At 74.0% G+C, this 24,179-nt stretch carries 27 protein-coding genes; 19 read left to right on the plus strand and 8 right to left on the minus strand.

What is annotated here, in order from left to right; all coding sequences use genetic code 11:
- Positions 1-46 precede the first annotated feature (46 nt).
- Both CS0771_RS19655 and CS0771_RS19660 read left to right on the plus strand, forming a co-directional pair.
- Complete coding sequence (locus tag CS0771_RS19655; RefSeq protein ID WP_212842338.1) at positions 47-454, plus strand: RidA family protein; 408 nt, start codon at positions 47-49, stop codon at positions 452-454.
- Positions 451-1,299, plus strand: coding sequence for an NAD(P)-dependent oxidoreductase (locus CS0771_RS19660; RefSeq protein WP_212842339.1), 849 nt, complete (start codon positions 451-453; stop codon positions 1,297-1,299). Before CS0771_RS19655 ends, CS0771_RS19660 begins: the two co-directional genes overlap by 4 nt.
- A gap of 57 nt (positions 1,300-1,356) precedes the next feature.
- Here the strand turns inward: CS0771_RS19660 and CS0771_RS19665 are convergent, their stop codons facing one another.
- Complete coding sequence (locus CS0771_RS19665; protein ID WP_212842340.1) at positions 1,357-1,755, minus strand: hypothetical protein; 399 nt, start codon at positions 1,753-1,755, stop codon at positions 1,357-1,359.
- 27 nt (positions 1,756-1,782) lie between these two features.
- Positions 1,783-2,310: a dihydrofolate reductase family protein gene (locus CS0771_RS19670; RefSeq protein WP_212842341.1), complete on the minus strand. Its 528-nt coding sequence runs from the start codon at positions 2,308-2,310 to the stop codon at positions 1,783-1,785.
- A 204-nt stretch (positions 2,311-2,514) separates the two neighbouring features.
- On the opposite strand from CS0771_RS19670, the gene CS0771_RS19675 reads away from it, so the two are divergent.
- Complete coding sequence (locus tag CS0771_RS19675; protein WP_212842342.1) at positions 2,515-2,943, plus strand: STAS domain-containing protein; 429 nt, start codon at positions 2,515-2,517, stop codon at positions 2,941-2,943.
- On the opposite strand, the gene CS0771_RS19680 is transcribed toward CS0771_RS19675, so the two are convergent.
- Complete coding sequence (locus CS0771_RS19680) at positions 2,830-3,807, minus strand: sigma-70 family RNA polymerase sigma factor (RefSeq protein WP_212845925.1); 978 nt, start codon at positions 3,805-3,807, stop codon at positions 2,830-2,832. The genes CS0771_RS19675 and CS0771_RS19680 overlap by 114 nt on opposite strands.
- 68 nt (positions 3,808-3,875) lie before the next feature.
- Here CS0771_RS19680 and CS0771_RS19685 point away from each other — a divergent pair, with 68 nt between their 5' ends.
- The 3 genes from CS0771_RS19685 to CS0771_RS19695 all read left to right on the plus strand — a co-directional run bounded on the left by CS0771_RS19685 (position 3,876) and on the right by CS0771_RS19695 (position 7,839).
- A complete protein-coding gene (locus tag CS0771_RS19685) occupies positions 3,876-6,245 on the plus strand; it encodes a glycoside hydrolase N-terminal domain-containing protein (RefSeq protein ID WP_244870895.1) in 2,370 nt (789 codons plus the stop codon).
- A 129-nt stretch (positions 6,246-6,374) separates the two neighbouring features.
- Positions 6,375-7,055 (plus strand): GNAT family N-acetyltransferase, encoded by a 681-nt coding sequence (locus tag CS0771_RS19690; protein WP_212842344.1) that lies wholly within the window; start codon positions 6,375-6,377, stop codon positions 7,053-7,055.
- Between the two features lie 130 nt (positions 7,056-7,185).
- Complete coding sequence (locus tag CS0771_RS19695) at positions 7,186-7,839, plus strand: histidine phosphatase family protein (protein WP_212842345.1); 654 nt, start codon at positions 7,186-7,188, stop codon at positions 7,837-7,839.
- Between the two features lie 133 nt (positions 7,840-7,972).
- Here the strand turns inward: CS0771_RS19695 and CS0771_RS19700 are convergent, their stop codons facing one another.
- Complete coding sequence (locus CS0771_RS19700; RefSeq protein WP_212842346.1) at positions 7,973-8,938, minus strand: NAD(P)/FAD-dependent oxidoreductase; 966 nt, start codon at positions 8,936-8,938, stop codon at positions 7,973-7,975.
- An 80-nt stretch (positions 8,939-9,018) separates the two neighbouring features.
- On the opposite strand from CS0771_RS19700, the gene CS0771_RS19705 reads away from it, so the two are divergent.
- The gene (locus tag CS0771_RS19705) at positions 9,019-9,612 is read left to right on the plus strand and encodes a helix-turn-helix domain-containing protein (protein WP_212842347.1); all 594 of its coding nucleotides are present in this window, start codon (positions 9,019-9,021) and stop codon (positions 9,610-9,612) included.
- Between the two features lie 3 nt (positions 9,613-9,615).
- On the opposite strand, the gene CS0771_RS19710 is transcribed toward CS0771_RS19705, so the two are convergent.
- Complete coding sequence (locus tag CS0771_RS19710) at positions 9,616-11,286, minus strand: glycoside hydrolase domain-containing protein (RefSeq protein WP_212842348.1); 1,671 nt, start codon at positions 11,284-11,286, stop codon at positions 9,616-9,618.
- A gap of 179 nt (positions 11,287-11,465) precedes the next feature.
- Between CS0771_RS19710 and CS0771_RS19715 the strand changes: the two genes are divergently transcribed.
- Positions 11,466-12,347, plus strand: coding sequence for a hypothetical protein (locus tag CS0771_RS19715; protein WP_212842349.1), 882 nt, complete (start codon positions 11,466-11,468; stop codon positions 12,345-12,347).
- Between the two features lie 206 nt (positions 12,348-12,553).
- Here CS0771_RS19715 and CS0771_RS19720 read toward each other — a convergent pair whose 3' ends face one another.
- Positions 12,554-13,306: a class I SAM-dependent methyltransferase gene (locus tag CS0771_RS19720; protein WP_212842350.1), complete on the minus strand. Its 753-nt coding sequence runs from the start codon at positions 13,304-13,306 to the stop codon at positions 12,554-12,556.
- Positions 13,307-13,358: 52 nt separating this feature from the next.
- Positions 13,359-13,922: an alpha/beta fold hydrolase gene (locus CS0771_RS19725; RefSeq protein WP_212842351.1), complete on the minus strand. Its 564-nt coding sequence runs from the start codon at positions 13,920-13,922 to the stop codon at positions 13,359-13,361.
- A gap of 194 nt (positions 13,923-14,116) precedes the next feature.
- On the opposite strand from CS0771_RS19725, the gene CS0771_RS19730 reads away from it, so the two are divergent.
- From CS0771_RS19730 to CS0771_RS19780, 11 genes are all read left to right on the plus strand, one after another.
- On the plus strand, positions 14,117-15,955 hold the full coding sequence (locus CS0771_RS19730; protein ID WP_212845926.1) for an ABC transporter ATP-binding protein: 1,839 nt from the start codon (positions 14,117-14,119) through the stop codon (positions 15,953-15,955).
- A 20-nt stretch (positions 15,956-15,975) separates the two neighbouring features.
- Positions 15,976-16,875, plus strand: coding sequence for a hypothetical protein (locus CS0771_RS19735; RefSeq protein WP_212842352.1), 900 nt, complete (start codon positions 15,976-15,978; stop codon positions 16,873-16,875).
- A gap of 37 nt (positions 16,876-16,912) precedes the next feature.
- A complete protein-coding gene (locus CS0771_RS19740; RefSeq protein ID WP_212842353.1) occupies positions 16,913-17,293 on the plus strand; it encodes a VOC family protein in 381 nt (126 codons plus the stop codon).
- 255 nt (positions 17,294-17,548) lie between these two features.
- Positions 17,549-17,944, plus strand: a complete 396-nt coding sequence (locus CS0771_RS19745; protein WP_244870896.1) for a group 1 truncated hemoglobin — start codon at positions 17,549-17,551, stop codon at positions 17,942-17,944.
- A gap of 2 nt (positions 17,945-17,946) precedes the next feature.
- Complete coding sequence (locus tag CS0771_RS19750) at positions 17,947-19,104, plus strand: globin domain-containing protein (RefSeq protein ID WP_212842354.1); 1,158 nt, start codon at positions 17,947-17,949, stop codon at positions 19,102-19,104.
- A gap of 13 nt (positions 19,105-19,117) precedes the next feature.
- Entirely contained in the window at positions 19,118-19,750 is a 633-nt protein-coding gene (locus CS0771_RS19755) for a hypothetical protein (RefSeq protein ID WP_203757060.1), read from the plus strand.
- A 75-nt stretch (positions 19,751-19,825) separates the two neighbouring features.
- The gene (locus CS0771_RS19760; RefSeq protein WP_212842355.1) at positions 19,826-20,224 is read left to right on the plus strand and encodes a helix-turn-helix domain-containing protein; all 399 of its coding nucleotides are present in this window, start codon (positions 19,826-19,828) and stop codon (positions 20,222-20,224) included.
- An 80-nt stretch (positions 20,225-20,304) separates the two neighbouring features.
- On the plus strand, positions 20,305-20,649 hold the full coding sequence (locus CS0771_RS19765; protein ID WP_212842356.1) for a hypothetical protein: 345 nt from the start codon (positions 20,305-20,307) through the stop codon (positions 20,647-20,649).
- Positions 20,649-21,581: a serine hydrolase gene (locus tag CS0771_RS19770; protein ID WP_212842357.1), complete on the plus strand. Its 933-nt coding sequence runs from the start codon at positions 20,649-20,651 to the stop codon at positions 21,579-21,581. Before CS0771_RS19765 ends, CS0771_RS19770 begins: the two co-directional genes overlap by 1 nt.
- Positions 21,582-21,624: 43 nt before the next feature.
- Positions 21,625-22,005, plus strand: coding sequence for a helix-turn-helix transcriptional regulator (locus CS0771_RS19775; RefSeq protein WP_212842358.1), 381 nt, complete (start codon positions 21,625-21,627; stop codon positions 22,003-22,005).
- Positions 21,980-22,597, plus strand: coding sequence for an SRPBCC family protein (locus tag CS0771_RS19780; protein WP_212842359.1), 618 nt, complete (start codon positions 21,980-21,982; stop codon positions 22,595-22,597). Before CS0771_RS19775 ends, CS0771_RS19780 begins: the two co-directional genes overlap by 26 nt.
- Positions 22,598-22,897: 300 nt before the next feature.
- Here CS0771_RS19780 and CS0771_RS19785 read toward each other — a convergent pair whose 3' ends face one another.
- Positions 22,898-24,160: a Gfo/Idh/MocA family protein gene (locus CS0771_RS19785; RefSeq protein WP_212842360.1), complete on the minus strand. Its 1,263-nt coding sequence runs from the start codon at positions 24,158-24,160 to the stop codon at positions 22,898-22,900.
- Between the last annotated feature and the right edge of the window lie 19 nt (positions 24,161-24,179).

Genomic DNA, 24,179 nt, shown 5'->3' on the forward strand with positions numbered 1-24,179 from the left:
CACCGCTCGGGACAGGATGGTCGGGCAACCCGAGGACAGGAGAGACATGCCGCACGTCGTACGCGTCCGCGCCCCCGAAGGCGTGGCGCAGGCCCCCGGTTACAGCCACACCGTCTGGGGCACCGGCCGGATCGTGGCGATCGCCGGGCAGGTCGCCATGGACGAGCAGGGTCACCTGGTCGGGCCGGGCGACCCCACCGCACAGGCCCGGCAGGTGTTCGAGAACCTGCGCCGCTGCCTGGCCGCCGCCGGGGCGACCTTCGCCGATGTGATCAAGCTGAACTACTACGTGGTCGACATCGGCCACCTGCCCGCGGTACGCGCCGCGCGGGACGCGGTCATCCCCGCCGAGCAGCTGCCCGCGAGCACGGCGGTGCAGGTGGCGGCGCTGTTCGACCCCGGCTACCTGATGGAGGTCGAGGCGTGGGCGGTCGTGCCGGCGGACCGGGCATGACGCGCGTCGCCGTGTGCGGGCTGGGCCGGATGGGCACGGCCATGGCGCAGACGCTGCTCGCGGCCGGATACCCGGTCACGGTCTGGAACCGCACCCCGGCCGCCGCGGCGGACCTGGCCGGGGAGGGCGCGGTCCGGGCGCCGAGCGCGGCCGGGGCCGCCGCCAGGGCGGACATGGTGGCGCTGATGCTGTTCGACGGCGCCGCCTGCGCGCAGGTGCTGTCCGGACCCGACGGGGTGCTCGCCGGTGCCGCGCCCGGCACCCTGGTGGTCAACCTGAGCACGATCGGGCCCGAGGAGTCCGCGGCCCTCGCCGAGGCGTCGCGCGCTGCGGGACTGCGCTACGTCGAGGCGCCGGTGCTGGGGTCGGTGCCCGCCGTCCGGGCCGGATCGCTGAACATCCTGGCCGGTGGCACGGCCGAGGACGTCGCCGCGGCCACGCCCCTGCTGTCGGTCTGGGGCAGACCGCGCCACACCGGAGACGTGGGCACGGCCACCGCCCTGAAACTCGTCGCCAACCTCGCGCTCGGCGTCGTCGCGGCCGGCATGCGCGACGCGGTCCGGCTCGGCGAGGACTTCGGCCTGCCCCGCGACCTGGTGCTGGACACGCTGGCCGTGGGTGCGTTCGAGCGCATCGCGGGCCGCAGCCGCGAGCGCCTCGGCGCCGACGACTACGACGGCGCCCCGTTCACCCTGGGCGCGCTGGCCAAGGATCTCGACCTGGCCCTGTCCCGCGCCCGCCGCCCGCTCCCGGTCGCGGCGGCCGCCCGTGACACCGCGCTGGACGGAGTCGCCCACGGCGACGCCGACTCCGACATCGCCGCCCTCGCCCGCACCACCCGCTGACCCCGCGCCGCTCCGCCGCGCCCCCTGCGGACGGGAGCGGAGGGCGGGCGGGGACGGTCAGGACTTGCCGCCGGTGAAGGGGGCCTCGCCGGGGCGGTCGGGGCGGAAGCGGAGGGCGGACCAGGTGTCGTCGATGGCGACCTGGCCGTTGGGGCGCAGGCCGTACTCGGTGACGATCGGCCACAGCGAGTCGCGGTTGATGTCGGCACGGCCGCCCTTCGGGTACGCCACCCAGAGCACCTGCGGCGCGGCCAGCTCGGCCCGGTGCGTGTCCAGCTCGCGCCGGGCCGAGGCCGCGTCGGCGGCGAAGATGACGCCCACGGCCGCCGCGCCCAGGCCGTCCGCGCGGCTCGCGCCCGCGGGCAGCGGGCCGATCAGCGTGGCGTGCGCCTCGTCGGTCCAGTAGGTCGTGCCGGGCTTGATCAGCAGCTTTTCGGCGATGGTCTTGGTGCTCACGGGTGGTTCCTCTCGGGCGGTGCGGGATCAGGCGCGGGTGTAGGTCAGGTTCAGCACGCCGGTCTTGAAGGTCTCGGACTTCACCAGCGTCAGCGGGACGGTCTCGCCCTCGTCGAACAGGCGCTCGCCGTGCCCGACCCAGATCGGGTGCACCATGAGGTGCAGTTCGTCGAGCAGGCCGGCCCGCAGCAGCGAGCGCACCAGGACGAGGCTGCCGGTGATCCCGATGGTGCCGCCCGGCTCCTCCTTCAGCGCGCGGACCCCGTCGAGGTCGCGCACGACGGTGGTGTTCTGCCAGGTGGCCTCCTTCAGTGTGGTCGACACGACGACCTTGCGCGCGTCGTTCATCTGCGCGGCCATCTCGTCCTCGCTGTTCGGCCAGTACGCCGCGAAGCCCTCGTAGGTGGTGCGGCCGAGCAGGGTGATCTCGGCGTCGGACATGAGCGCGCCGACGGCGGCGCCCATCTCGTCGTTGAAGTACGGGAAGTGCCACGTCTCCGGCGCCTCGGCGACGCCGTCCAGCGACAGGAAGATTCCCGCGACGATCTTGCGCATGATGACTCCTGTGGTTCGTCCCGCGCCCTGCCCGGGTGGCCCGGCGTCGGTCTCACCCGGTCAGACGAGCGGCCCCGCCGGAACTCATCGGTCCTCCGACGAAAATCCTGTCGGTGAAAGTGCGAGCCGCCGCGGCGATGAGTACGACGGGCATGCGCCGTCTGATGTACGGGGGCACCACGGGTGCTCCGTGGAGGAGGCGGCGTGGGGGCGCATGGTCGGGAGTCGTACGTGGTGCTGGTTCTCGGCCCCGTGGTGGGCGCGGGCGACCTAGCCGGGCTGTGCGCACGGGTGGACGAGGCCGCGCGGGGCGCGCCCGGCGGGGCGCTGCTCGTGGTGCTGTGCGACGTCAGCGCGCTGACCCGGGCGGACCTGGCCGCGCTGGACGTGCTGGGGCGGCTGCGCCTGCACACCGTACGGGCCGGGGGCACGCTGCGGCTGTGGCGGGTCGGCCCCCGGCTGCGGCTGCTGCTGGAGCTCACCGGGCTGCGCATGGTGCTCCCGGCGCACCCGGACGATTCAGCCGACGAGCTCGGCGGGCTGGTCGCGCAGCAGCACGGGCGGCAGCCCGAACAGCGGGAACAGCCGCTCGGTGTCCAGGAAGTTGTTGACCCCGGCGATCCGTCCGGCTGAGATCTCCAGCACGATCAGCGCCCACGGCTCGTGGCGGCCCGGATCGTCGGTGGGCCGGTACTGCCCGAAGGCGGGCAGGCCGTTGGCCCCGGCGACGGGCACCAGGCGCGAGCCGCGGCAGCCGCAGCCGAGGCCGAGCATCCACTCGCGGATGTCGGCGACCCCGCGGAACCACAGGTCCAACGGCGGCATGGACAGCGTCGCGTCCTCGTGCAGCAGCTTCGCCAGCGCGTCCATGTCGTAGCTCTCGAACGCGGAGACATACCTCGTCAGCAGCGCGAGCTGCTCCTCGTCGGCCGGGGCGACGGTGTCGGCGGCGGCCGGGCCGAGCGCGGTGAGGGTGGCCCGGGCCCGCTGCAGCGCGCTGTTGACCGAGGCCACGGACAGGCCGAGCAGCTCGCCGGTCTCGGCCGCGCTCCAGGCCAGCACCTCGCGCAGCACCAGCACCGCGCGCTGCTTCGGCGGCAGGTGCTGCAGCGCGGCGACGAACGCCAGGCGCACGCTCTCCCGGGCGACGGTCAGCTCGGCCGGGTCGGCGTGCTCGGGCAGCAGCCGGTCGTCGGGGGCCGGGCCGACCCACACCGACTCGGCCAGCGGCACCGGCGCCGAGGTCACCTGCGACGGCGTGCCCGCCGAGGCGAGATCCATGGGCCGGGCCCGGCGCTGCGCGCTGCCGAGCATGTCCAGGCACACGTTGGTGGCGATGCGATACAGCCAGGAGCGGACGGCCGAGCGGCCCTCGAACCGGTCGAAACCCTTCCAGGCGCGGATCAGCGTCTCCTGCACGGCGTCCTCGGCCTCGAACGCCGAACCGAGCATGCGATAGCAGTACGCGGTCAGCTCGCGCCGGTGGGTCTCCAGCATCTCCTCCACGTCCCGCAACCTACACCCGCGCCCCGACACGGGAGCGTGTCCGCCACTAACGTGTGCGCGTGATCTGGTACGGCACACCGGCCTCGGACTGGGAACGCGAAGCGCTGCCGATCGGCAACGGAGCCATGGGCGCGATGGTGTTCGGCGGGGTGGGCGGCGAGCGGCTGCAGTTCAACGAGAAGACGCTGTGGGCCGGCGGTCCCGGCACCGACGGCTACCGGCACGGCGACTGGGCCGGACCCCGGCCGGAAGCCCTGGCCACGGCACGGGCCCGGATCGACGCCGCCGGGCGGCTGGACAACGACGAGGCGGTCGCGCTGCTGGGCGAGCCGCGGCGCGGCTTCGGCGCGTACCAGAACTTCGGCGACCTGCACCTCGACCTGCACCACGGCGACGCCGCCACCGGCTACCGGCGCGAACTCGACCTGGCCGACGCGCTGGCCCGCGTCCGCTACGAACTCGGCGGCGTCACCTACACCCGGGAATACCTCGCCAGCCACCCGGCGGGCGTCATCGCCGGCCGCCTGACCGCCGACCAGCCCGGCCACGTGTCGCTGACCGCCCACATCGCGCCCGCCCAGGACACTGCCCACCTGACCGCCGAAAGGAAGGGCACCTTCTTATCGGAATACGTAGTAGAAGGTGCCCTTCCTAACCAGGGTCTGGTCACGGTGTGCGGCGCGCTGGCGGACAACGGTCTGCGCTACGAGGCACGGCTGTGCGTGCTCGCCGAGGGCGGCGAGCTGACCTGCGACGGTGACCGGATCACCGTCACCGGCGCCGACAGCGTCGTGTTCGTGCTGGCCGCGGGCACCGACTACGCCGACGTGTACCCGCACTACCGCGGCGCCGACCCGCACGCGCGGGTGTCCGCCGCGGTCGAGGCCGCCGCCGCGCGTGGCTACGCCGCACTGCGGGCCGAGCACGTCGCCGACCACCGGGCGCTGTACTGCCGGTGCCGCCTCGACCTCGGCGGCACGCCGCCGGACCTGCCCACCGACCGGCTGCTCGCGCGGGGCGGGCCGGGGCTCGCCGAGCTGCTCTTCGGGTACGGCCGCTACCTGCTCATCGCGTCGTCGCGGCCCGGCTCGCTGCCCGCGAACCTGCAGGGCGTGTGGAACAACTCGAACCTGCCGCCCTGGTGCGGCGACTACCACGTCAACATCAACCTGCAGATGAACTACTGGCTCGCCGAGACCACCAACCTGGCCGAGACGGCGCGGCCGCTGTTCGCGTTCATCGACGCGCTGCGCCCGCCCGGCCGGGCCACCGCGCGGCTGATGTTCGGCAGCGGCGGCTGGGTGGTGCACAACGAGACGACCCCGTACGGCTTCACCGGCGTGCACGACTGGCCGACCGCGTTCTGGTTCCCGGAGGGCGCGGCGTGGCTCTGCCAGCACCTGTACGAGCACTACCTGTTCGGCCTCGACGAGGACTTCCTGCGGGCGCGGGCGTATCCGGTGCTGCGCGAGGCGGCCGAGTTCTGGCTGGCCAACCTGCACACCGACCCTGTCGGCGGCAGCCTGGTCGCCTCGCCCAGCTTCTCGCCCGAGCACGGCGAGCACGTCGCCGGGGCGGCCATGTCCCAGCAGATCATCGGTGACCTGCTCACCAGCACCCTCGACGCCGCGCGGATCCTGGACGCCGACCCGGAGCTGCGGGTACGGCTGGAGCGGACGCTCCAGCGGCTCGATCCCGGGTTGCGGGTCGGCTCGTGGGGGCAGCTGCAGGAGTGGCGGGCCGACCTCGACGACCCCGCTGACGAGCACCGCCACGTGTCCCATCTGTTCGCGCTGCATCCCGGGCGCCGCATAGGACGGCCCGGGCCGGGCGGCGACGGCGTGCCGGACCGCGACGCACGGCTCGTCGAGGCGGCGCGGGTGTCGCTGGCCGCGCGCGGTGACGGCGGCACCGGCTGGAGCAAGGCGTGGAAGGTCTGCTTCTGGGCGCGGCTCGGTGACGGCGACCGGGCCCACCGCCTGCTGACCGAGCAGCTGCGGCACAGCACGCTGCCGAACCTGTTCTGCGACCACCCGCCGTTCCAGATCGACGGCAACTTCGGCGCGACCGCGGGCATCGCGGAGATGCTGCTGCAGAGCCACCGGCACGGGGTGATCGAGGTGCTGCCCGCGCTGCCCGCCGCCTGGCCGGACGGCTCGGTCACTGGCCTGCGCGCCCGCGGCGACGTCACCGTCGACCTCACCTGGCGCGCCGGTCAGGCCACCGACGTCCTCCTCACCACCGGCAGGGCGGGCACCCTGACCGTGCGCACCACACTGGCCCAGGTCACCGACCTCACCACCGGCGCGCCGATCCCCGCCCACCGCGACGGCCTCCACCTGACCTTCCTCACCTCATCCGGCCACCGCTACCACCTCGCCACCGCCCCGGACGCCCCTTCCACCACCGGACCTGCCCTCCCGGCATGATCGCGATCTCGTGTCAGCACCTGTGGCGTGGCCTCACTTTCTGACCCGAGACCGCGATCTTCCTTCCAGCGCGACCACGGCGTGGCGGCACCCGGGCATGCGCCCTCCGGCGACGTATCCTTCGGGGCGATGGACAGCCGTGAGATCTGCACCGACCGCCGCCTCGCCGAATTCCTCGTCGCGTACCTGGGAGCCTGGTCGGACGAGGACGGACTGACCGTCGTCGGCAGCGACGAGCGGACCCGCCCCGGCTGGGACGGCACCGTGCGTGACGTCGTGGGCGTGGCCACCCCGACCGGCGGCGTGCTCTCCGTGCGGCCCTCGGCCGCCGATGCGGTACGCGCTGCCGTGCCGACCTGGGCCGACGTGCCCGCCCGGCTGCCCGCCGCGCTGGACCGGCCCGACGCGGCCGTCTTCTCCGGCGTGTTCCGCTGGACAGTGGACCCGGCCGCCCTGCCCGACGTGGGCGAGTGGGTGCCCGCCCTGGACCAGCGGGTGCCGCAGTGGCTGCACCCGTTCGGCGGCCAGGTGCTGGTCAGGTTCGACGAGGACGGCCGATACGCCGCCGGGGTCGGCATCAAGCGCCACAACAGCGCGGGCATGGAGATCTCGGTCGGCACCGAGGCGGCGCACCGCGGCCGCGGCCTGGCCACCGCGCTGGTCGCCCAGGCCGCCCGCTGGATCATCGCGGCCGGCGCCGTGCCCATCTACCTGCACGACCCGGCGAACATCGCCTCCGACCGCACCGCCCGCAGCGCGGGCTTCCCCGACCTCGGCTGGCGCATCATCGGCGTCGGCACCCCTCGCTGACCCACGGCTGTCCCGAGCGCACCCGGGCCGGTGTCCGGGGTCGTCCGGATGTGGACACGGCACGTGACCGGCCGCACACGATCCGATGTGATCGGCGGGTCCAGCCATCCGGCAGCGAAGGAAGCACCGCATGACCACCCTGCACGCTGAACTCGTACTCGTGCGCCACGGCGAGGCCGTCTGCAACGTCACCGGGGTCGCCGGCGGCGAGCGCGGCTGCACCGGGCTGACCGAACTCGGCCGCTGGCAGGCGGCCCAGGTCGCGGCCCGGCTCGCCCGTGAGCACGCGGACCGCCCGTTCGACGTGCTGTACACCAGCCCGCGCCGCCGGGCGGCGGAGACGGCCGCAGCCATCGCGGACCGGCTCGGCCTGCCCGTGCTCGCCGAACCCGGCCTGCGCAACCCCGACCACGGGTCGGCGGACGGCCTGCCCTGGGCGCAGGCGCGCGCGGGGCTGACCGGGTCGGCCCGCCACCACCCGGACCGGGTGCCCGCGCCCGGCGCCGAGACGTGGAACGGCTACCTCACCCGCTCGGCCACCGCGCTGCGCACGATCATCGAGCGCCATCCCGGCCGCCGGATCCTGGTCGCCGGTCACCGCGAGACCGTCGAGACGGCCCAGCTGGCCATGGTGTGCCACCCCGGCTGCGCGGGCAGGGGACCGGTCGGGGTGGTCGCCGACCACACGGGCGTGACCCGCTGGCGCCACGAGACCGACCGGCACGGCTACGGCACCTGGCTGCTCGCGGTGCACAACGACATCGGCCACCTGGCCCCCGACTGAGCGGCCACGCCGTGGTGACCTTGGAAGGAAGATCGCGGTCTCGTGTCAGAAACTGAGGCCACGCCACAGGTTCTGACACGAACTCGCGATCATGCCGGGAGCGCACGTGGCGGTGGTGAGGCGGAGGCCTCGATCACGCCGGGAGTGCCGCGAACCGGTGGGCGGCCACGGCCTGCGCGGTCTCCTCGGTGACCAGGTCGGCGTTGATCTGGGCGGCTGCCCCGGCGCCCGCGGCCGCGGCGGTGCCGACCTGGGCCACGAGGTCGGTGGCGTTGCCGGCGACCCACACCCCGGGCGCGTCGGTGCGGCCGGACGGGTCGGCCGGCAGGTGCTCGCCGACACCCGCCGGATGCGGCACGGGCCGCAGTCCGAGCCCTGCGAGGAAGCCCAGCCGGGCGACCATCCGCGTGGCCACCGCCACCACCTCGCGCGCGACCACGGTGCCGTCGGCGAGCCGCACCCCGGTCAGCCGGTCGTCCGCGACCTCGACCGCCGCGACCTCGCCGGACACGACGGGGATGCCGCGCGCCGCCAGCTGCTCGGCCTGCTCGTCGGTCGGCGGCACCACGTGCGCGAAGTACGTCACGTCCGCGCTCCACTGCCGGAACAGCAGCGCCTGGTGCACCGACATCGGTCCGCTGCCCAGCACGCCGACGGCCCGGTCGCGCACCTCCCAGCCGTGGCAGTACGGGCAGTGCACCACGTCGCGCCCCCAGCGCTCGCGCAGCCCCGGCAGCTCGGGCAGCTCGTCGACCAGGCCGGTGGCGACCAGCAGCCGCCGCGCCCGGACGGTCCGGCCGCCGCCAAGGGTGACGGCGAACCGGTCGCCGTCGCGGCGCACGTCCTCGACGGTGCCCGCCATGATCTGGCCGCCGTAGCCGCGTACCTCCGCCCGGCCGCGTTCCAGCAGCTCCGCCGGGGGCATGCCGTCGCGGGCCAGCAGCCCGTGCACGCCGTCGGCGGGGGCGTTGCGGGGCGCGCCCGCGTCGATCACCACCACGGACCGGCGGGCCCGGGCGAGCATCAGCGCCCCGCTCAGCCCGGCCGCCCCGCCACCGGCGACCACCACGTCGTACTCGTCTCTCCACTGCTCGGTCACCGTGACCACCTCCATGGCAACCATGCGGGAGGCGACGCGAAGGTGGCAATGTTCGTTGCTGTTCTGGCAAGCTGGTGGGTATGGCGGATGAAGACGAGCAGACCCTGGACGGGGTCGGCGCCCGGCTGCGCGCGCTGCGCCAGCAGCGGGAGACCACGCTGGCCGAGCTGTCGGCCGAGACCGGCATCTCGGTGAGCACGCTGTCCCGGCTGGAGTCCGGCAGCCGCCGGCCCACGCTGGAGCTGCTGCTGCCGCTGGCCCGGGCGCACGGCGTCACGCTGGACGAGCTGGTCGACGCCCCGCCGACCGGTGATCCACGCGTGCACCTGCGGGCGGTCTCGCAGCACGGCATGACGATGCTGCCGCTGACCCGGCGCGCGGGCGGCATCCAGGCGTACAAGATCATTATCCCCGGCGGGAAGGGCAGGCGGGAGCCGGAGCCCAAGACGCACGAGGGTTACGAGTGGCTGTACGTGCTCAACGGCCGGCTGCGGGTGGTGCTGGGCGAGCACGACCTGGTGCTCGCGCCGGGCGAGGCCGCGGAGTTCGACACCCGGGTGCCGCACTGGTTCGGCGGCGCCGACGCCGAGCCGGTCGAGTTCCTCAGCCTGTTCGGCCGCCAGGGCGAGCGCGCCCACCTGCGCGCCCGCCCCAGCAGCTCGTTCCGTTCGTAGGGGTCAGACGCGGGTGATCCGGACCGCGTCGGCGATGACGTATCCGGTGCCGCTGGTCCACCGGCTCACGCCGACCTTGTCGCCGTCCCCGGCGGCCAGCGTGAACACGCCGAGCGACACCCACTGCCCACCGGTGAGCCGCTGGTTCACCTGCACCGACTGGTTGCCGCTGCTGGTGGCCACGATGAACGGCGTCATGTTGTTGTAGCCGGGGTCGGCCGGATACCAGACGGCGACCTCGTAGGTGTCCGTGGCCGGGATGTTCACCTTGAACCAGGCCGCGTCGCTCGACGCGACGGGGCTGGCGAAGCGGTAGTCGGCCCCGAATCGCTGCGCGGAGAACGCCGAGCTGCCCCAGTTGGCGCTGGCGGTGAACCGGCCGCTGGTGGCGTTGTCGACGGTGACCGTCCAATCCTCCGACGGCGGCGTCTGGTCGGTGGACACGTCGAGGTAGTTGCGGTCGATGTGCATCGTCACCCCGCCCCAGGTCTCGTTCACGTCCCCGGCGTACTGGTGCAGCCGCTGGTGGTTCGCCCAGTACGCGTCGTCGCAGTAGGTGCCCGCGTCGGTGTCGGCCACGCCGTTCCACCACGCGATCCAGAGCTGGTCGATCCTGGTGTACGCCGGATTGTCGTGCTCCAGGCACACGTCCCGGATGCCGGACGAGCCGCTGGAGTACATGCCGGACAGGTAGCCGCGGGCGTGCAGCTGTTCGGTCCAGCCGGACAGGAACGACAGCACCGCCGCGCGGCACGACGCCGTGGTCGGGTAGTGCTCGATGTCGTTGTAGATGGTGCTGCCCGCACCGATGCCCAGCGCCTGCGCGGCGCTGACCGCGCTGTTCGCGGCGGTGACCCCCTGCGAGCGGGCGGTCGTCGTGTTGCTCGACATCTTCGGCGTACGCGTCCCGCACGGCGCCTGGTAGCCCAGCTCGATCGGGATGAGCCGCCAGCCGTTGTTCGTCTGGTTGGTCACCCAGGTCGCGGTCAGGTTCGGCTGGGCGCAGGAGCGGCTGGCCCCGCTGATGTAGATGCCGACGGCGCGGTACGGCGAGCTGTTGCGCCAGGCGTTCATCGCGGACTGGGCCGGGGCGGTGCAGGTGTCGAAGCCCTTGCCGGTGTACGTGCCGGGCTGCGGCCCGGCCGCGGCGAGCGGGGCCACGGCCGCGGTGGCGGCACGCTGCGGCGCGGCGGGCACGGCCGCGCGGGTGAGGGACGCCGACCCGAGCACGGCGCGCACGGCGGCCGCGGTGTCGGGGGTCTGCACGGCGGTGACCAGCACACCGGCGCCGCGTACCGCGATGGTCACGGTGTCCGCGCCGGAGGGCACGGCCGCGGCGGCGCCGGTGGCGGGGGTGGCCGCGGCGGTGCGCTCGGCGTTGGCCGCGCTGAACGGTTCGATGACGAGCCCGGCGGTGCGGCCGCGCAGGCCGGCCGGGCAGGAGGACTGGTCGCCGATGCGGCCGAGGTAGACGGCGGGCCGGTCGAATCGCACGCACGCGGCCGGGTCGGCGTCGAGGTCGACGACCGTCCAGGCGGCGGGCACGGCGACGCGGTAGCCGCGATAGGTGACGGTGCGAGTGTCGGCGGTGGTGGCCGCGGCGGCGGGCGCGGCGGCGATCGCGAGGGTCGCCGCGGCGGTGAGTCCCGCCATCCGCGCAAGGATCCTGCTCATCCGGACTCCTTGAAGGTTTTCTTGCTCCGATGGGAGAAAGTTGGAAAGTTTTTACCACACATCGACACCAGTGGGTAGAGATCCGCGTCGTTCCCGGGCATTGACCCTATGTAGATTGACGGCATAGAGTTCAGGCCGTGCGCGATCGCGTACGGCAGCACGGACGGGGGAGTGACGGCGTGGCGAGGATGACGGTCCGGCTCGCGTCGTCGCTGCTGGCGTACGCGGCCGAGCGCTGGCCGGTGGACCGGCGCGAGGAACTGCTGCACGAATGGCAGGCCGAGGCGCACGTGCTCGCCGCGGGCCGGCGCGACCTGCGGCTGCTCGCCTACGCGGCCAGCCTGGCGCTGTCCCGGCCGCCGCGCGGGCAGCGGGCGCACGACTGGCGGCGGCTGCTGACGCTGCGCTCCGGCGCGGCGCTGCTCGCGCTCGCGGCGGGTCCGCTGGTGGCGGTGCCGCTCGCGCTCGTGTCCTACCCGCTCGGGCCGCTGCTGCTGCCGATGGTGGCTCTGCTGATGGCGCTCGGCGGCCTGTGGGCCGGGGCGTCCTGGCCCGCGCCGCGCCGCTCGGCGATCGCGGTCGCCGCACTGCTGCCCGCGCTCGGCTACGTGGTGCTGGCGCCGCACCTGCTGGTCGCCATGAACCCGCCTGCGGCTTCGGCGGCCGTGTCCTGGGTATGGCTGGCCGTGCTGACCGGCACGATCGTGTGGCTGATCCGCGGCCCCGCGCATCCCGTGTGGACCTGGCTGCTCGGGGTGACCGGGGCGGCGTGGGCGGCGGTGACCGTCGCGGTGTGGCAGGTCGGGGCGCGCGGCTGGGACGGCGTGCACCTGGACACGGCGTACGCGCCGCTGTGGTTCCCGGCCTCGGTCGCGCTGCCCGTCGAGATCCCGCTCGGCCCCGTGCCCGATCCGGACGTGTCCTCGAACTTCCTGGTCACCGACTACACCGAGCTCTACCCGCACACGCTGCTGCTGATCGGCGCCTTCCTCGCCGCGTTCGGCTACGCCGCCGCCCGCGCCCGCACCGAGGCCGCCCTGGAGCCCGTACCGGTACCCTGATCCGCCAGCGTGGCCGGGAGGCCAAGATCGCCGTCTCGTGTCGAAAAATGCGGCCAGACCACGGGTTTGGACACGAACCGCCGATCATCCTTCGCGCCGCCGTGTCAACCGGCTCCAGGTGCGCTCGCCATGATCGCGATCCTGTGTCGAAAAGTCTGGCCAGAGCGCAGGTTTCGACACGGGACGGCGATCTTCGCGCGCTCCGGCTACACCGGGGCGCGGCGGGCGGTGGTCAGGAAACGGTGGCCGGTGACGTGCAGCGGGTTGCCGGCGGCTAGCCGGTGGTGCAGGTCGCGCAGGCGGGGGGTGTAGGTGTCGAGGTCGTAGCCGGGGATCTGCCACGGGGTGATCCGCAGCAGCAGCACGACCGCGCCGATGTCGTGCAGCGTGGCGGGGACGAGCTGCTCATGCCGGTCGAGGACGGTCAGGCCGGCCTGCTCCAGCCCGGTGACGGCGGACGCCAGGTCCCAGGACCGGAAGGGATGCGGCGGGCCGCCGAGCGCGGCGTTGAGCTGCTCAAGGTCGCGCCCGCCGACCTGCTGGGTGACGAACACGCCGCCGGGCCGCAGCACCCGGTGCACCTCTGCCGGGTCGTACGCCTCATGTCTGCTGAGCACCAGGTCGAAGCTCTCGTCCGGGAACGGCAACCGGTCCGGTGCCCCGGTGGTGTCGTGCACGATCACGCCGAGCGGGGCCAGCCGCCGCCGCGCCACCGCGACGTTCGGCGGGAAGCCCTCGGTCGCCGCGGTCACCGGCGGCAGCGGTGCGAGTGAGGCGAGGAACTCGCCGCCGCCCGTGCCGAGATCCAGAAGCGCGCCGGTGGTGCGCAGCCGTTCCTGGACGAGCGCGCGATAGTCCCAGGAGGGCGCACCCTGCACGTACCGTCCATGGAAGACGCCGAAGTCCCAGCCCTCGAACGGGGTGCGGGACGCCTCGCCGACCAGCTCCTCATAGGTCATGCCCGCAGACGTTAGAGCGCCGGGAGCCCGAGCGCGCTCGCTTTACGCACGGTCACGGCAGGTCGCGGACCGCCTCCAGGAACGCATCCGGGGCGTCGCGATGCACGTGGTGGCCCACCGGGATGGTCACGAGGCCCCCACGTGGGAAGCGGGCCGCCATCGCGGCTATCCGGTTCTGGGGCAGGAAGCTCGCCGGGCCGCCCCCGATCACGACGACCGGGCAGGTGATCGCGGCGACCGCGTCCCGCCAGGCCGGGTCCGGCGCGTTGAGCTGCCGCACGATGGGCCCGCGGATCTCGTGCTCCGGCACGGTGAACCCCATCGGCTCGGGCGCCACCAGCGCCACCCCGGACAGGCTGAGCGCGTCGAGGAAGCCGATGACGTCGTCGCGCATCAGCTCGAACGAGTAGCTCCCGGGACGGTCGCTCGCGCCGTGCCCGCGCAGGTCGAGCACGTACACGTGCCAGGACTCGGCCAGCCCGCCCACCACCGCGTCCCAGGCGGAGCCGTCGGCGTTGCCGCCGTGCAGCAGGACCATCGGCGCTGCGCCGGGCGCGCCGTGCACCTGGTAGGCCAGGGTCACCCCGCCGGTCACCAGTTTTTGATCACCCGCCATCGGGGCGAGCGTACCGTCGACGTGCCCCCGTCCGTCAGGATCGGATGAGTGATCCAGTCACGCTCGTGGATGGCGGATACGCTCGCGGTACACCGCCCGGCAGGGCCGGTGCCGGGGAGGGAGCCGCCGTGTCCGCGCCGTCCGAAGCCGCCGAGCCCGGCCCCGCCGCCTCGGTCCTGCCCGAGCTGCGGGTGATGTGGTGGGAGGAGGGCGTGCGCGCCCGCGCCGAGGCGGGACTGCGGGCCGTGGCGCAGGCGCTTCCCCGGCTGGTGCGCACCGCGTTCCGCATCGCGTGGCAGGCCGACCGCGGCCGCACCGCGATCGTGCTGACCTGCACGCTGGTGGCCGGGGCGATGTCCACGGCGGGCCTGCTGGCCACCCAGCAGGTGCTGGTGGGCCTGTTCAGCGCCGGGCCCACCCCGGACCGGGTGTCCGCGGCGCTGCCCGCGCTGGCGCTGCTGGCTGGTGCGGCGGCGGTCCGCGCGGGCATGGGCATCGCCACCGGGTACGCCCTCAACGGCCTGACCCCGCGGGTGGACCGCACGGTGCAGCGGCGGCTGTACGAGGCGACCACGGCGGTGCGGCTGGACGCGTTCGACGAGGACGCGTTCGCCGACGACATGGAGCGCGCCGGGCGGGGCATGGACTCGGTGATCGGGCTGGTCAACGCGACCATGGCGCTGGCCGCCGGGGCGATCGGGGTGCTGTCGGTCGCGGTGGCGCTGGTGGTGGTGCATCCGCTGCTGCTCGGGGCGATGCTGCTGGCGACCCTGCCCAACGCGTGGGCCGCGCTGCGCGCCGGGCACCTGGAGTATCAGACGTACGTGGCGGGCTCGGTGCGCCGCCGCCGGCTGTGGATCCTGAACCGGCTGATGGCCGATCGGCTGACCGCCGCCGAGCTGCGCGCGTACGGGCTGCGCGGCTTCCTGCTGGGGCAGTTCGACACGGTGATGGAGACCGAGACCCGCATCCAGCTCGACCTGGCCCGCCGGGTGACCACCACCAACGCGCTCGGCGCGGTGACCGGCGGGCTCGCGTCCGGGGCGGTGTACGTGCTGCTGGGCTGGCTGCTGCTGAGCGGCTCGATCCCGCTGGCGGCCGCGGCCACGGCGGTGATCGCGCTGCAGGCGGCGCGGCACTCGCTGAACACGGTGACGTACCAGGTGGACACGCTCTACACGGAGGGGCGGCACTTCGACGACTACACCGGGTTCATGGAGCGGGCGCGGGCGCACCTGCCGGCGGGTGACGGCCGGGGCGCGGTGGGCCCGCTGCGGGAGCTGCGCGTGGACGCGGTGCGGCTGAGCTATCCCGACCGCGACCGGCCCGCGCTGGACGAGGTCAGCCTGACCGTGCGCGCCGGGCAGACGGTCGCGTTCGTGGGGGAGAACGGGTCGGGCAAGACCACCCTCGCGGCGGTGCTCGCGGCGCTGCGTACCCCCTCGTCGGGTGGGGTCAGCTGGAACGGGACGCCGCTGCCGGAGCTGGACGCGGGGCAGTTGCGGGCCCGGATCGCGGTGGTGTCGCAGGACTACTGGAAGTGGCCGTTCAGCGCGGGGGTGAACATCCGGCTCGGCGACCCGGACAGCCCGGCCGATCAGGAGCGGGTCGAGGCCGCGGCGCGGCGCGCGGTGGCCCACGACATGATCATGCAGCTGCCGTTCGGGTACGACACGCTGCTGGACCGGACCTTCGCCGACGGGCAGGACCTGTCCGGCGGGCAGTGGCAGCGGATCAGCGCGGCGCGCGGCTTCCTGCGCGACGCGGACCTGCTCATCATGGACGAGCCGTCCTCCGCGCTGGACCCGCGTGCCGAGGACGCCCTGTTCCAGGCGATCCGCGACCGGCAGGGCCGGTTGACCACCATCCTCATCACACACCGGCTGGCCAACGTGCGCCACGCCGACATGATCTACGTGCTGCACGAGGGGCGGCTGGTCCAGTCAGGGCGGCACGCCGAGCTGATGGCCGCGGGCGGCCGCTACGCCGAGCTGTTCACGCTCCAGGCGCAGGGCTACCTCGAACCGGCCTGAACCGCCCATATCATGGCAAGGTGGGTGAGGTGCCGGAGGAGACAGTGCGTGAGCTGTACACGGCCCTGCCCGAGGAGTTCGTCGCCGCGCGCGACGCGGCGGCGGCCGCGGCCAAGGCCGCCGGACACGGCCCGCAGGCCACCGCGATCAAGCGGCTGCGCCGCCCGACCGTCGCCGCCTGGCTGGTGAACCTGCTCGCCCATCGCGCGCCCGAGCGGATCACCGAGCTGGCCGAACTCGGCACCGAGCTGCGCGAGGCCCAGCGGCGGCTGCGCGGCGACGAGCTGCGCGCGCTGACCGTACGCCGCCGCGAGCTGCTGTCCGCCCTCGCCGACGACGCCGAGCAGCTCGCCGTCAAGGCCCAGCCCTCGCTCAGCCCCGCCCGGCTGCCCCGCGCCGAGGTCGAGGAGACCCTCGCCGCCGCGCTCGCCGACGAGGACGTCGCCGCCCAGATCCGCGCCGGCACGGTGGTCAAGGCCGTCTCCTACACCGGCTTCGGCACGGCCCTGCCACCCGTCGACGAGTCCGCGGAAGCAGAAGCACGGCGTGCGCCGACTCCCCGGGTTGAGCGGCGGCTGCGGGCGGTCCCCGCGCCGGAACCGGCCCCGACGGACGAGGAGGTCCGGGTGCCCGAGCCGCCCCGGGTGCCCGCCGGGCTGCGGCGTGCGCTCGACGCGGCGGAGGAGGCGGAGGGGCGCGCCCGAGCCGAGCTGGACGCGGCGCGCGAGGCGGAGCAGGCGGCCGGGGCGGAGCTGGCCGAGGTGCGTGCGGCGATGTCGGCGCTGGAGGAGCGGCGCGACCGGGCGCAGCAGGAGGCCAACCGGCGGCGGGCCGCGCGCACCGCCGCCGAGCGCGCGCTGGCGGCGGCGGTGCGGCGCACGGCCAGGGAACAGGCGGCGATCGACGCCCACGGCGGCTGACCGGGGTGGTTCATCGATGGTTACAGGAGGGACGGAAATGCTGGGCAGGACGCGGGCTTTCTCAGGCTTCTCGGTCGACGACACCGAGGCGGCGAGGCGGTTCTACGGTGAGACGCTGGGGCTGGAGGTGACCGACCTGGGCGGCGGCATGCTGCGGCTGGAGCTGGCGGGCGGCGGCCAGGTGCTCGTCTATCCGAAGCCAGATCACCAGCCCGCCACGTACACCATCCTGAACTTCCCGGTCGTGGACCTGGCGGCGGCGATGGCGGAGCTGCGCGGGCGCGGGGTCGAGTTCGAGCGCTACGACGTGCCCGGCCTGCAGACCGACGCGGACGGGTTGGCCGAGGGCGAGGGTCCGCGGATCGCGTGGTTCAAGGATCCCGCGGGCAACATCCTGTCCATGCTGGAGGAGGACTGAACAGGTCGCGTACGATGTGGACGGCCTTCGAACGTGTGTTCTAAACCACAATCCGTGTATTAACCGACTACTGGTTGACACCTAAGAGACGTATCTATATATGCTGCTGGTGCGCGGATAACCAGCAGTTTGTTTGGCGGCCTTCGGGAAAACCGCTGGTTGTGCCGGTGTGTTTCGTCGCGTCCGTTCCGGGTGCGGGCCCGGGCCGGACACGGTCGGCTCCGCGCGGCTCACCACTGCGAGACGGAGGCGAACGTGTCCGACAGTCCAGGAGCGACCACCACAGCCACCAGCGCGTACGAGCTCATCGGCGGAGCCCCGTCGGTGCGCGAGGCGGTGGACCGGCTCTACACCTACCTGCTCGCCGACGAGCAGCTCAGGGAATACTTCGACGGCGTCGACCTGCCCAGGCTCAAGGGCCACATGGCGATGCTGCTCAGCCACGTGCTCGGCGGCCCGGCCACCTACCCGGTGGAGCACCTCGGGTCGGCGCACGCGCGGCTGAGCGTCAGTCCGGCGCACTACGAACGGGTGGTGCAGTACGCCGCCGGAGTCCTCTTCGAACTGCACGTCCCGATGGACATCATCCTCAATGTCGGACAGGTGCTGGCCAGCGTCCAGCCCCTGATCGTCAGGCCGGCGGCGGCCTGAGGATGGACGCCCACCGCCTGCAGCGCAGCTTCGCCGTGGTCCGGTCCCACGGCGATCGTGCCGCGCAGCACTTCTACGCCTTCCTCTTCGTGGCGTATCCGGAGCTGCGCGATCTCTTCCCGGTGTCCATGGCCGGCCAGCGGGAGAAGCTGCTGCAGGCGCTCGGCCACGTCGTGTCGCACGCCGACCGCCTCGACCAGGCCCTGCCGTACCTGGAGGGCCTGGGCCGCGACCACCGTAAGTTCTCCGTGGTCGGGGCCCACTACGCGCAGGTCGGGCAGGCGCTGTTCGCCACCCTGGAGCACTTCCTGGGCGAGCGGTGGACCCCCGACCTGGCCGCGGCGTGGGAGTCGGCGTACGGCGAGGTGTCGGGCATCATGCTGCGGGCGGCCGAGCACGCCGCCCGCAGCCAGCCCGCCTGGTGGACCGCGGACGTGCTGGAGCACGAGCGCCGCGGCACCGACCTGGCGGTCTTCACGGTGCGGCCCACCATGCCGCTGCACTACCGGCCGGGGCAGTCGGTGTCGCTGGAGTGCGCGCTGCGGCCCCGGGTGTGGCGGCTGCTCTCGCCCGCGAACACGCCGCGCGCCGACGGCACCATCGAGTTCCACGTGCGCGCCCAGCCCGGCGGCGAGCTCAGCCCGGCGCTGGTGCACCAGCTGCGCGAGGGCGACCAGGTGCGGCTCGGCGCGCCGGTGGGCCGGCGGCTCACGCTGACTCCCGGCGGCGGCCGGGACCTGCTGCTCATCGCCGCGGGCACCGGCCTGGCGCCGATGCGCGCGCTGGCCGAGCAGGTCGAGGTCGAGGCCGGCGCGGGCGTGCCACCTCGGTCGGTGCACCTGTTCCTGGGCGCGCGCGGCGTGCCGGACCTCTACGACCTGCCGACGCTGCGCGGGCTCGAAGCGGCCCACCGCTGGCTCACCGTCGTGCCGGTCACGCCCGAGGACCACGGCGGCGACGACGTGCTCGGCGCGGCGCTGCGCACCGCCCGCCTCGCCGAGCGTGAGGTGTACGTCTGCGGGCCGCCCGCGCTGACCGGCTACGCGCACGGCGCGCTCGCCGCCGCGGGCGTGCCCGAGCGCCAGATCCACATCGAGGAGTACGACGGCGGTCGCTACCTGCCGTCGCCGATGCCCGCCGCGGTCAACGCGGTCCGGTGAGACAGGGGGAACCGTGACACCAGTCAGCGCACTCGGCACCCAGGACGCGCCGGACCTGCGTAAGCGCGTGCCGCACACGCCCGAGTCGATCGTCCGGCACCACCTGCCGGACGCGACCGGCCGCCGCCGCGGGTACGACAAGGAGGCCGTCGACCGGCTGCGCCGCACCGTCGCGGAGGACGTCGACGCGCTCAACGCCTACATCGTGATGCAGCAGGCCGAGCTGGACCGGGTCAAGCGGCTCGGCGACCGGCTGGGCGCCGCCGACCCGGCGGTGCGGGCCCGCCAGGTCGCCGCCGAGGCGGTCACCCTCACCGCGCGGGCGCAGGCCCAGGCCGACACCGTGATCGCCGCGGCGCAGCAGCAGGGGCGCCTGATCGTGGAGACCGCCGAGAAGCAGGCCGCGAACATCCTGGAGGCGGCCCGGCGCGAGGCGGACCGGGCGGCGGCCAGCTACCGGGCCACGGCCGGCGTCGCGTACAGCGCGGAGAGCGAGCGGCAGGCCCGCGACGTCGCGATGCTGGCCACCTGCCTGCGCTCGCTGGAGGCGGCCCGCTCCAACCTGCCCGCCATCGAGGCGCAGTTCGACGCGGTGATCCTGGCGTTCCAGCACCAGCTGCAGCACCTGCACCCGCAACCCGAGTGAGCACCCGAGCCGGTGTGCTGTGTCCGAAGCGGAGTGAACATGACCGGCCCGGCTTGCCCGTCCGATGATGGACAGATGCCCTCCCGACAGATGCCGCACTTCGCCGAGCGCTACAACCGCCTGGTCGAGGCGATCCGGCCGGGCGGGGTGCGCCAGACCGACGAGCTGGTGGCCCGCGCCGTCGAGGTGTCCGCGCAGTACATCGGGATGCTGCGCACCGGCAAGCGGGCCAACCCGAGCCACGGGCTGCTGCGGCGCATCGCGGCCCACTTCGGCGTGGACGTGGCCTACTTCCTCGACCCGGCCCGCGCCGCGGCGATCGACGGTGAGCTGGAGCTGCTCGGCGCGCTGCGCGACGCCAGGGTGCGCCGGGTGGCGTACCGGCTGACCGGGCTCTCCCCGGCGAGCCTGGACCTGGCCGCCGAGGTGGTGGAGCGGCTACGCGCGCTGGAAGGCCTATACGACGACCAGTAAAGGATCGGTAACGTGGCCGTGCGAGACTTCGCAGCGCCGCGGGCCGCCCGGTCGCGCGGCGACGGTAGTTAGGCGGTCACGTGGTGGATCACACGGCGCACCGGCCCTCGGCCCCGGTCGGACTGGCCGCGAACCTGACGATCGGCACGAGCGTGCACCTGCTCGCCGCCGTCGTCTACGCCGGCCTATCCCTCCTGCGGCTGGAGGGCTGCGACCGGAAGGACGGTCTGGGAGCCGGCTGGGCGCTCGCCGTGCTGATCGACCTCATGCTCGGCGGGATCCTGCTGGCCCTGGCGCTGCGCCGGGCGGCGGGCGGCAACCGGTGGGCGGTGCTGGCGGGCTGGGCGTTGAGCTTCGTGCCTTTCGTGCTGGCCGCCGCGCTCAGCATGCGCTACATCAACAGCCTGCCCAGCGGCTGCGATTAGTGCGGGACCGGGAGATCGGGCGGCTGGCCCGCGCCGCCGGATACGCCGACCGCGAGCCGCTGGTCGTGGGCCTGTCCCGCCGCGCTGCCGACCCGGTGTTCGAGTGCCGCGGGCCGTACACCGCCACCAGCCTCGTCTACGCGGCCTCGCTGTCCAAGCAGGTCGTCGCGGCCTGCGCGCTGCTGCTCGCGCGGCGCGGCGCGCTGGCGGCCGACGAGCCGCTGTCGCTGCGGCTGCCGGAACTGCCCCGCTGGGCGGCGGGCGTACGGCTGCGGCACCTGGTCCACCACGCCGGCGGCCTGCCGGACGACGGGCTGGTGGACGCACGGATCACCGGCGACCGGACCACCGCCGCCGTGCTCGGGGCGCTGACCGCGCTGCCCTTCCCGGCCCGGCCGCCCGGCACGGCCTACGCGTACTCCAACGCCGGGTACGTCTGCCTCGCCGAGGTGGTGCGCCGCGCGGCGGGCCGCCCGCTGCCGGGCCTGGCCCACGAGCTGCTGTTCGCCCCGCTCGGCATGCGCATGAGCCGGTTCTGGGGCGGCCCCGGACCGGCGCCGCCCGGTGCCCGGCCGCTGGCGCCGCTGCACCCGGCGCCGCTGTCACTGGGCGACGGCGGCCTCTGGACCACCGCCGCCGACCTGCTGCGTTGGGCGGACGCGCTCAACACCGGCGCGCTCGGGGAGAGCGGCCTGCTGCAGACGCCCGGCCGGCTCGACGACGGCACCCCGCTCGACTACGCGTGGGGCATGGGCGTACGCCGCCGCCACGGCTACCCGCTCTACCGGCACGGCGGCGGCCGGCCCGGCGTACGCAACGTGCTGGCCCGGGTGCCCGATCGCGGCCTCAGCATCGTCGTGGTCGCCCCCGGGGACGCCACCGAGCGCGCCGCCGTGCTCACCGATCTGCTGCTCGACCGGCTGCTCACCTAATACCAGGTTTGACTTATATAAGTTTCGGCTGTAACTTCGAGCCGTGCACGCCTTCGACGTACTGGGGGACCCGGTCCGGCGCCGGATCCTCGAACTGCTCGCCGACGGCGAGCAGGCCTCCGGTGCGCTCACCGAGGTGATCCAGGCCGAGTTCGGCATCTCGCAGCCCGCCGTCTCCCAGCATCTGAAAGTGCTGCGCGACAGCGGGTTCGCCACGGTGCGCCCGGTGGGTACCAGGCGGCTGTACACCGTGGACACCACCCCGCTGCGGGAGGTGGACGCCTGGCTCGAACGGTTCCGGGGCTTCTGGAGCCAGCGCCTGGACGCGCTGGAGACCGAACTCGCGCGCGGCCGCCGGGAACGCCGGCAGCGCGGACCACAGCGACGAGGAGACCACGATGAAGGACATCACCGAGCAGCTTGAGGCGATCCGCCGCCAGGTGGCCCGCGCCGACACCGAGGAGGGCGAGGGCGTCGCCGTGATCATCCGGCGCACCTACCGCGGCGACGCCGAGGACGTCTGGGACGCGATAACCAGCCCCGAGCGGCTGCCGCGCTGGTTCGCCCCCGTCACCGGCGACCTGAAGCAGGGCGGCACGTTCCAGGTCGAGAACAACGCGGGCGGCGACATCCAGCGCTGCGACCCGCCCCGCCTGCTCCGCCTCACCTGGGGCGCCCCCGACAGCATCGTCGAGGTCACCCTCACCGCCGCCGGCGCCGACCACACCGACCTCGAGGTCCGCCACACCGTCCCGCTCTCGGTGGCCGGCAGCGCCGCGGGGGCCCTCTACGTCGGCCCCGGCTGGGACCAGGGCCTCCTCCGCCTGGCCCAGTACCTCTCCGGCGCGGACCTCGGCGACCTCACCGCGGCGGAGAACTCCATCGAGGGCCAGGAGTTCTCCCGCGGCTCCATCACCGCCTGGGCCGACGCCGTCCGCGCCTCCCGCCTCGCCACCGAAGACCAGACCACCGCCGCCATAACCGCCGCCACCACCCACTTCGCCCCCGACCTCTGACCCGGCGGCCCGCCCCGCCCCTCTCCCGCCCCGCCCCTCTCCCGCCCCCTCTGCTGCGCCGATCTTGCGCGAACTGTGGGTGCGACACGCCCTTTCCGGACAAAGGGGCAACAGCTCGCGCAAGATCAACGCGATCTTGGCGTCGTGGGGCGGCGCCGCGGGGTGAAGATCGCGGGTTCGTGTCGAAACCTGTGGTCAGAGCGCAGATCTTGACACGAACCAGCGATCTTCGCCGGACCGAGCCAGCCGGACCAAGCTGGCTGGACCGGGGCGGGCGTGACGGAGGTGGCGGGGCTGGGGTCAGGCGGGGAGAGGGGTGGCCGTGATGGTTCCGGTGGTGCGGGCCTGTTCGGCGGCCCAGACGACGCGGTGGCCGGCGAGGCTGGTGGCGGCGTCGGAGTTGAGGAGCTTGGCGTTGCCGGTGGCGACGGCGCCGAGGAAGGCGTCCATGATGGCCTCGTCGCCGCCGCCGTGCCCGTCGGCCGCGGTGCCTCCGGCGGTCAGCCCGGTGTCGACGGTGCGCTGCTCGCCGGTGCGGAAGTCGGTCAGGTGCAGCAGGCGGCCGTCGCCGTCGAGCTGGCCGTGGGTGCCGAACAGGCGGGTGCGCCGGTTCTCCATCGGCGTGAACGCGGTCATGGTGAAGGTGCAGGTCGCGCCGTCGGGGAACTCCATCGCGACCACCTGGTGGTCGACCACGTTGTTGTCGGCGTCGTAGACGCAGCGCCCGTACGGGCCGGTGCGCAGCGCGGTGTCGATGCCGTCCGGGGTGTGGTCGCGGGTCACCGCCGACAGCGGCCAGAACTCCCGGGCCGGGTCGCCCAGGCAGGAGCGGTAGAGCCGGGGCGCGGAGTACGCGCAGCGCGGTTCGAGGGGGCAGTCCAGGCACCGGTCGGCGGCGCCCTCGGGCCGCTGCTCGGGGCGGAAGTGGGTGAGCCCGCCGAACGAGCTGACCCGGCTGGGCGCGGTGCCGAACAGGTACAGCAGCCAGTCGATGTCGTGGCAGGACTTCGTCAGCAGCAGCGGCGCGGACGTCTCGGAGTTGTTCCAGTGGCCGCGCACGAACGAGTGCGCGAAGTGCCACCAGCCGATCGGCTCCAGGTGCTGCACGTTCACCAGCCGCCCGATCGCGTCCTCGTCCAGGAGCTTCTTCAGCGCCTGCGTGTACGGGGTGTAGCGCAGCACGTGGCACACGGCGAGCATGACCCCGGCCCGGTCCACGGCCTCGGTGATGCGCAGCGCGTCCGGCTCCGTGGTGGCCATCGGCTTTTCCAGGAGTATGTGATAACCCAGCCCCGCGAACGCGACGGCGGCGTCGGCGTGGGTCTGGTCCTGGGTGGCGATCACGACCGCCTCGGCCAGCCGCCCCGCCCCGGCGAGGTCGGCCCAGTCGGCGTAGACGTGCTCGGCGGGCACCCCGAACTCGGCCGCGAACGCCGCCCGGCGTGCGGGGTCGGGCTCGGCCACGGCGACCACGCGGGCGCCGGTGGCGGCGGCGTGCCGGGCGTACCCGATACCGCGCAGCCCGGCACCTGCCACGACCAGCCGCACCCCGTCTACAGTCATCTCAGCCATCCCAGGAGGA

Origin of the sequence: Catellatospora sp. IY07-71 (assembly GCF_018326265.1) — a bacterium.
In the GTDB taxonomy this organism is placed as follows: domain Bacteria; phylum Actinomycetota; class Actinomycetes; order Mycobacteriales; family Micromonosporaceae; genus Catellatospora.

What these genes read in the sequence shown, in the direction of transcription:
- CS0771_RS19750 (WP_212842354.1), top strand. Translation starts at nt 17,947, where the DNA reads ATGGACGCCCACCGCCTGCAGCGCAGCTTCGCCGTGGTCCGGTCCCAC.
- CS0771_RS19785 (WP_212842360.1), bottom strand. Translation starts at nt 24,160, where the DNA reads ATGACTGTAGACGGGGTGCGGCTGGTCGTGGCAGGTGCCGGGCTGCGC.
- CS0771_RS19705 (WP_212842347.1), top strand. Translation starts at nt 9,019, where the DNA reads ATGGCGGATGAAGACGAGCAGACCCTGGACGGGGTCGGCGCCCGGCTG.
- CS0771_RS19780 (WP_212842359.1), top strand. Translation starts at nt 21,980, where the DNA reads ATGAAGGACATCACCGAGCAGCTTGAGGCGATCCGCCGCCAGGTGGCC.
- CS0771_RS19725 (WP_212842351.1), bottom strand. Translation starts at nt 13,922, where the DNA reads ATGGCGGGTGATCAAAAACTGGTGACCGGCGGGGTGACCCTGGCCTAC.
- CS0771_RS19695 (WP_212842345.1), top strand. Translation starts at nt 7,186, where the DNA reads ATGACCACCCTGCACGCTGAACTCGTACTCGTGCGCCACGGCGAGGCC.
- CS0771_RS19710 (WP_212842348.1), bottom strand. Translation starts at nt 11,286, where the DNA reads ATGAGCAGGATCCTTGCGCGGATGGCGGGACTCACCGCCGCGGCGACC.
- CS0771_RS19720 (WP_212842350.1), bottom strand. Translation starts at nt 13,306, where the DNA reads ATGACCTATGAGGAGCTGGTCGGCGAGGCGTCCCGCACCCCGTTCGAG.
- CS0771_RS19690 (WP_212842344.1), top strand. Translation starts at nt 6,375, where the DNA reads ATGGACAGCCGTGAGATCTGCACCGACCGCCGCCTCGCCGAATTCCTC.
- CS0771_RS19670 (WP_212842341.1), bottom strand. Translation starts at nt 2,310, where the DNA reads ATGCGCAAGATCGTCGCGGGAATCTTCCTGTCGCTGGACGGCGTCGCC.
- CS0771_RS19680 (WP_212845925.1), bottom strand. Translation starts at nt 3,807, where the DNA reads ATGCTGGAGACCCACCGGCGCGAGCTGACCGCGTACTGCTATCGCATG.
- CS0771_RS19730 (WP_212845926.1), top strand. Translation starts at nt 14,117, where the DNA reads ATGTGGTGGGAGGAGGGCGTGCGCGCCCGCGCCGAGGCGGGACTGCGG.
- CS0771_RS19740 (WP_212842353.1), top strand. Translation starts at nt 16,913, where the DNA reads ATGCTGGGCAGGACGCGGGCTTTCTCAGGCTTCTCGGTCGACGACACC.
- CS0771_RS19660 (WP_212842339.1), top strand. Translation starts at nt 451, where the DNA reads ATGACGCGCGTCGCCGTGTGCGGGCTGGGCCGGATGGGCACGGCCATG.
- CS0771_RS19655 (WP_212842338.1), top strand. Translation starts at nt 47, where the DNA reads ATGCCGCACGTCGTACGCGTCCGCGCCCCCGAAGGCGTGGCGCAGGCC.
- CS0771_RS19760 (WP_212842355.1), top strand. Translation starts at nt 19,826, where the DNA reads ATGCCCTCCCGACAGATGCCGCACTTCGCCGAGCGCTACAACCGCCTG.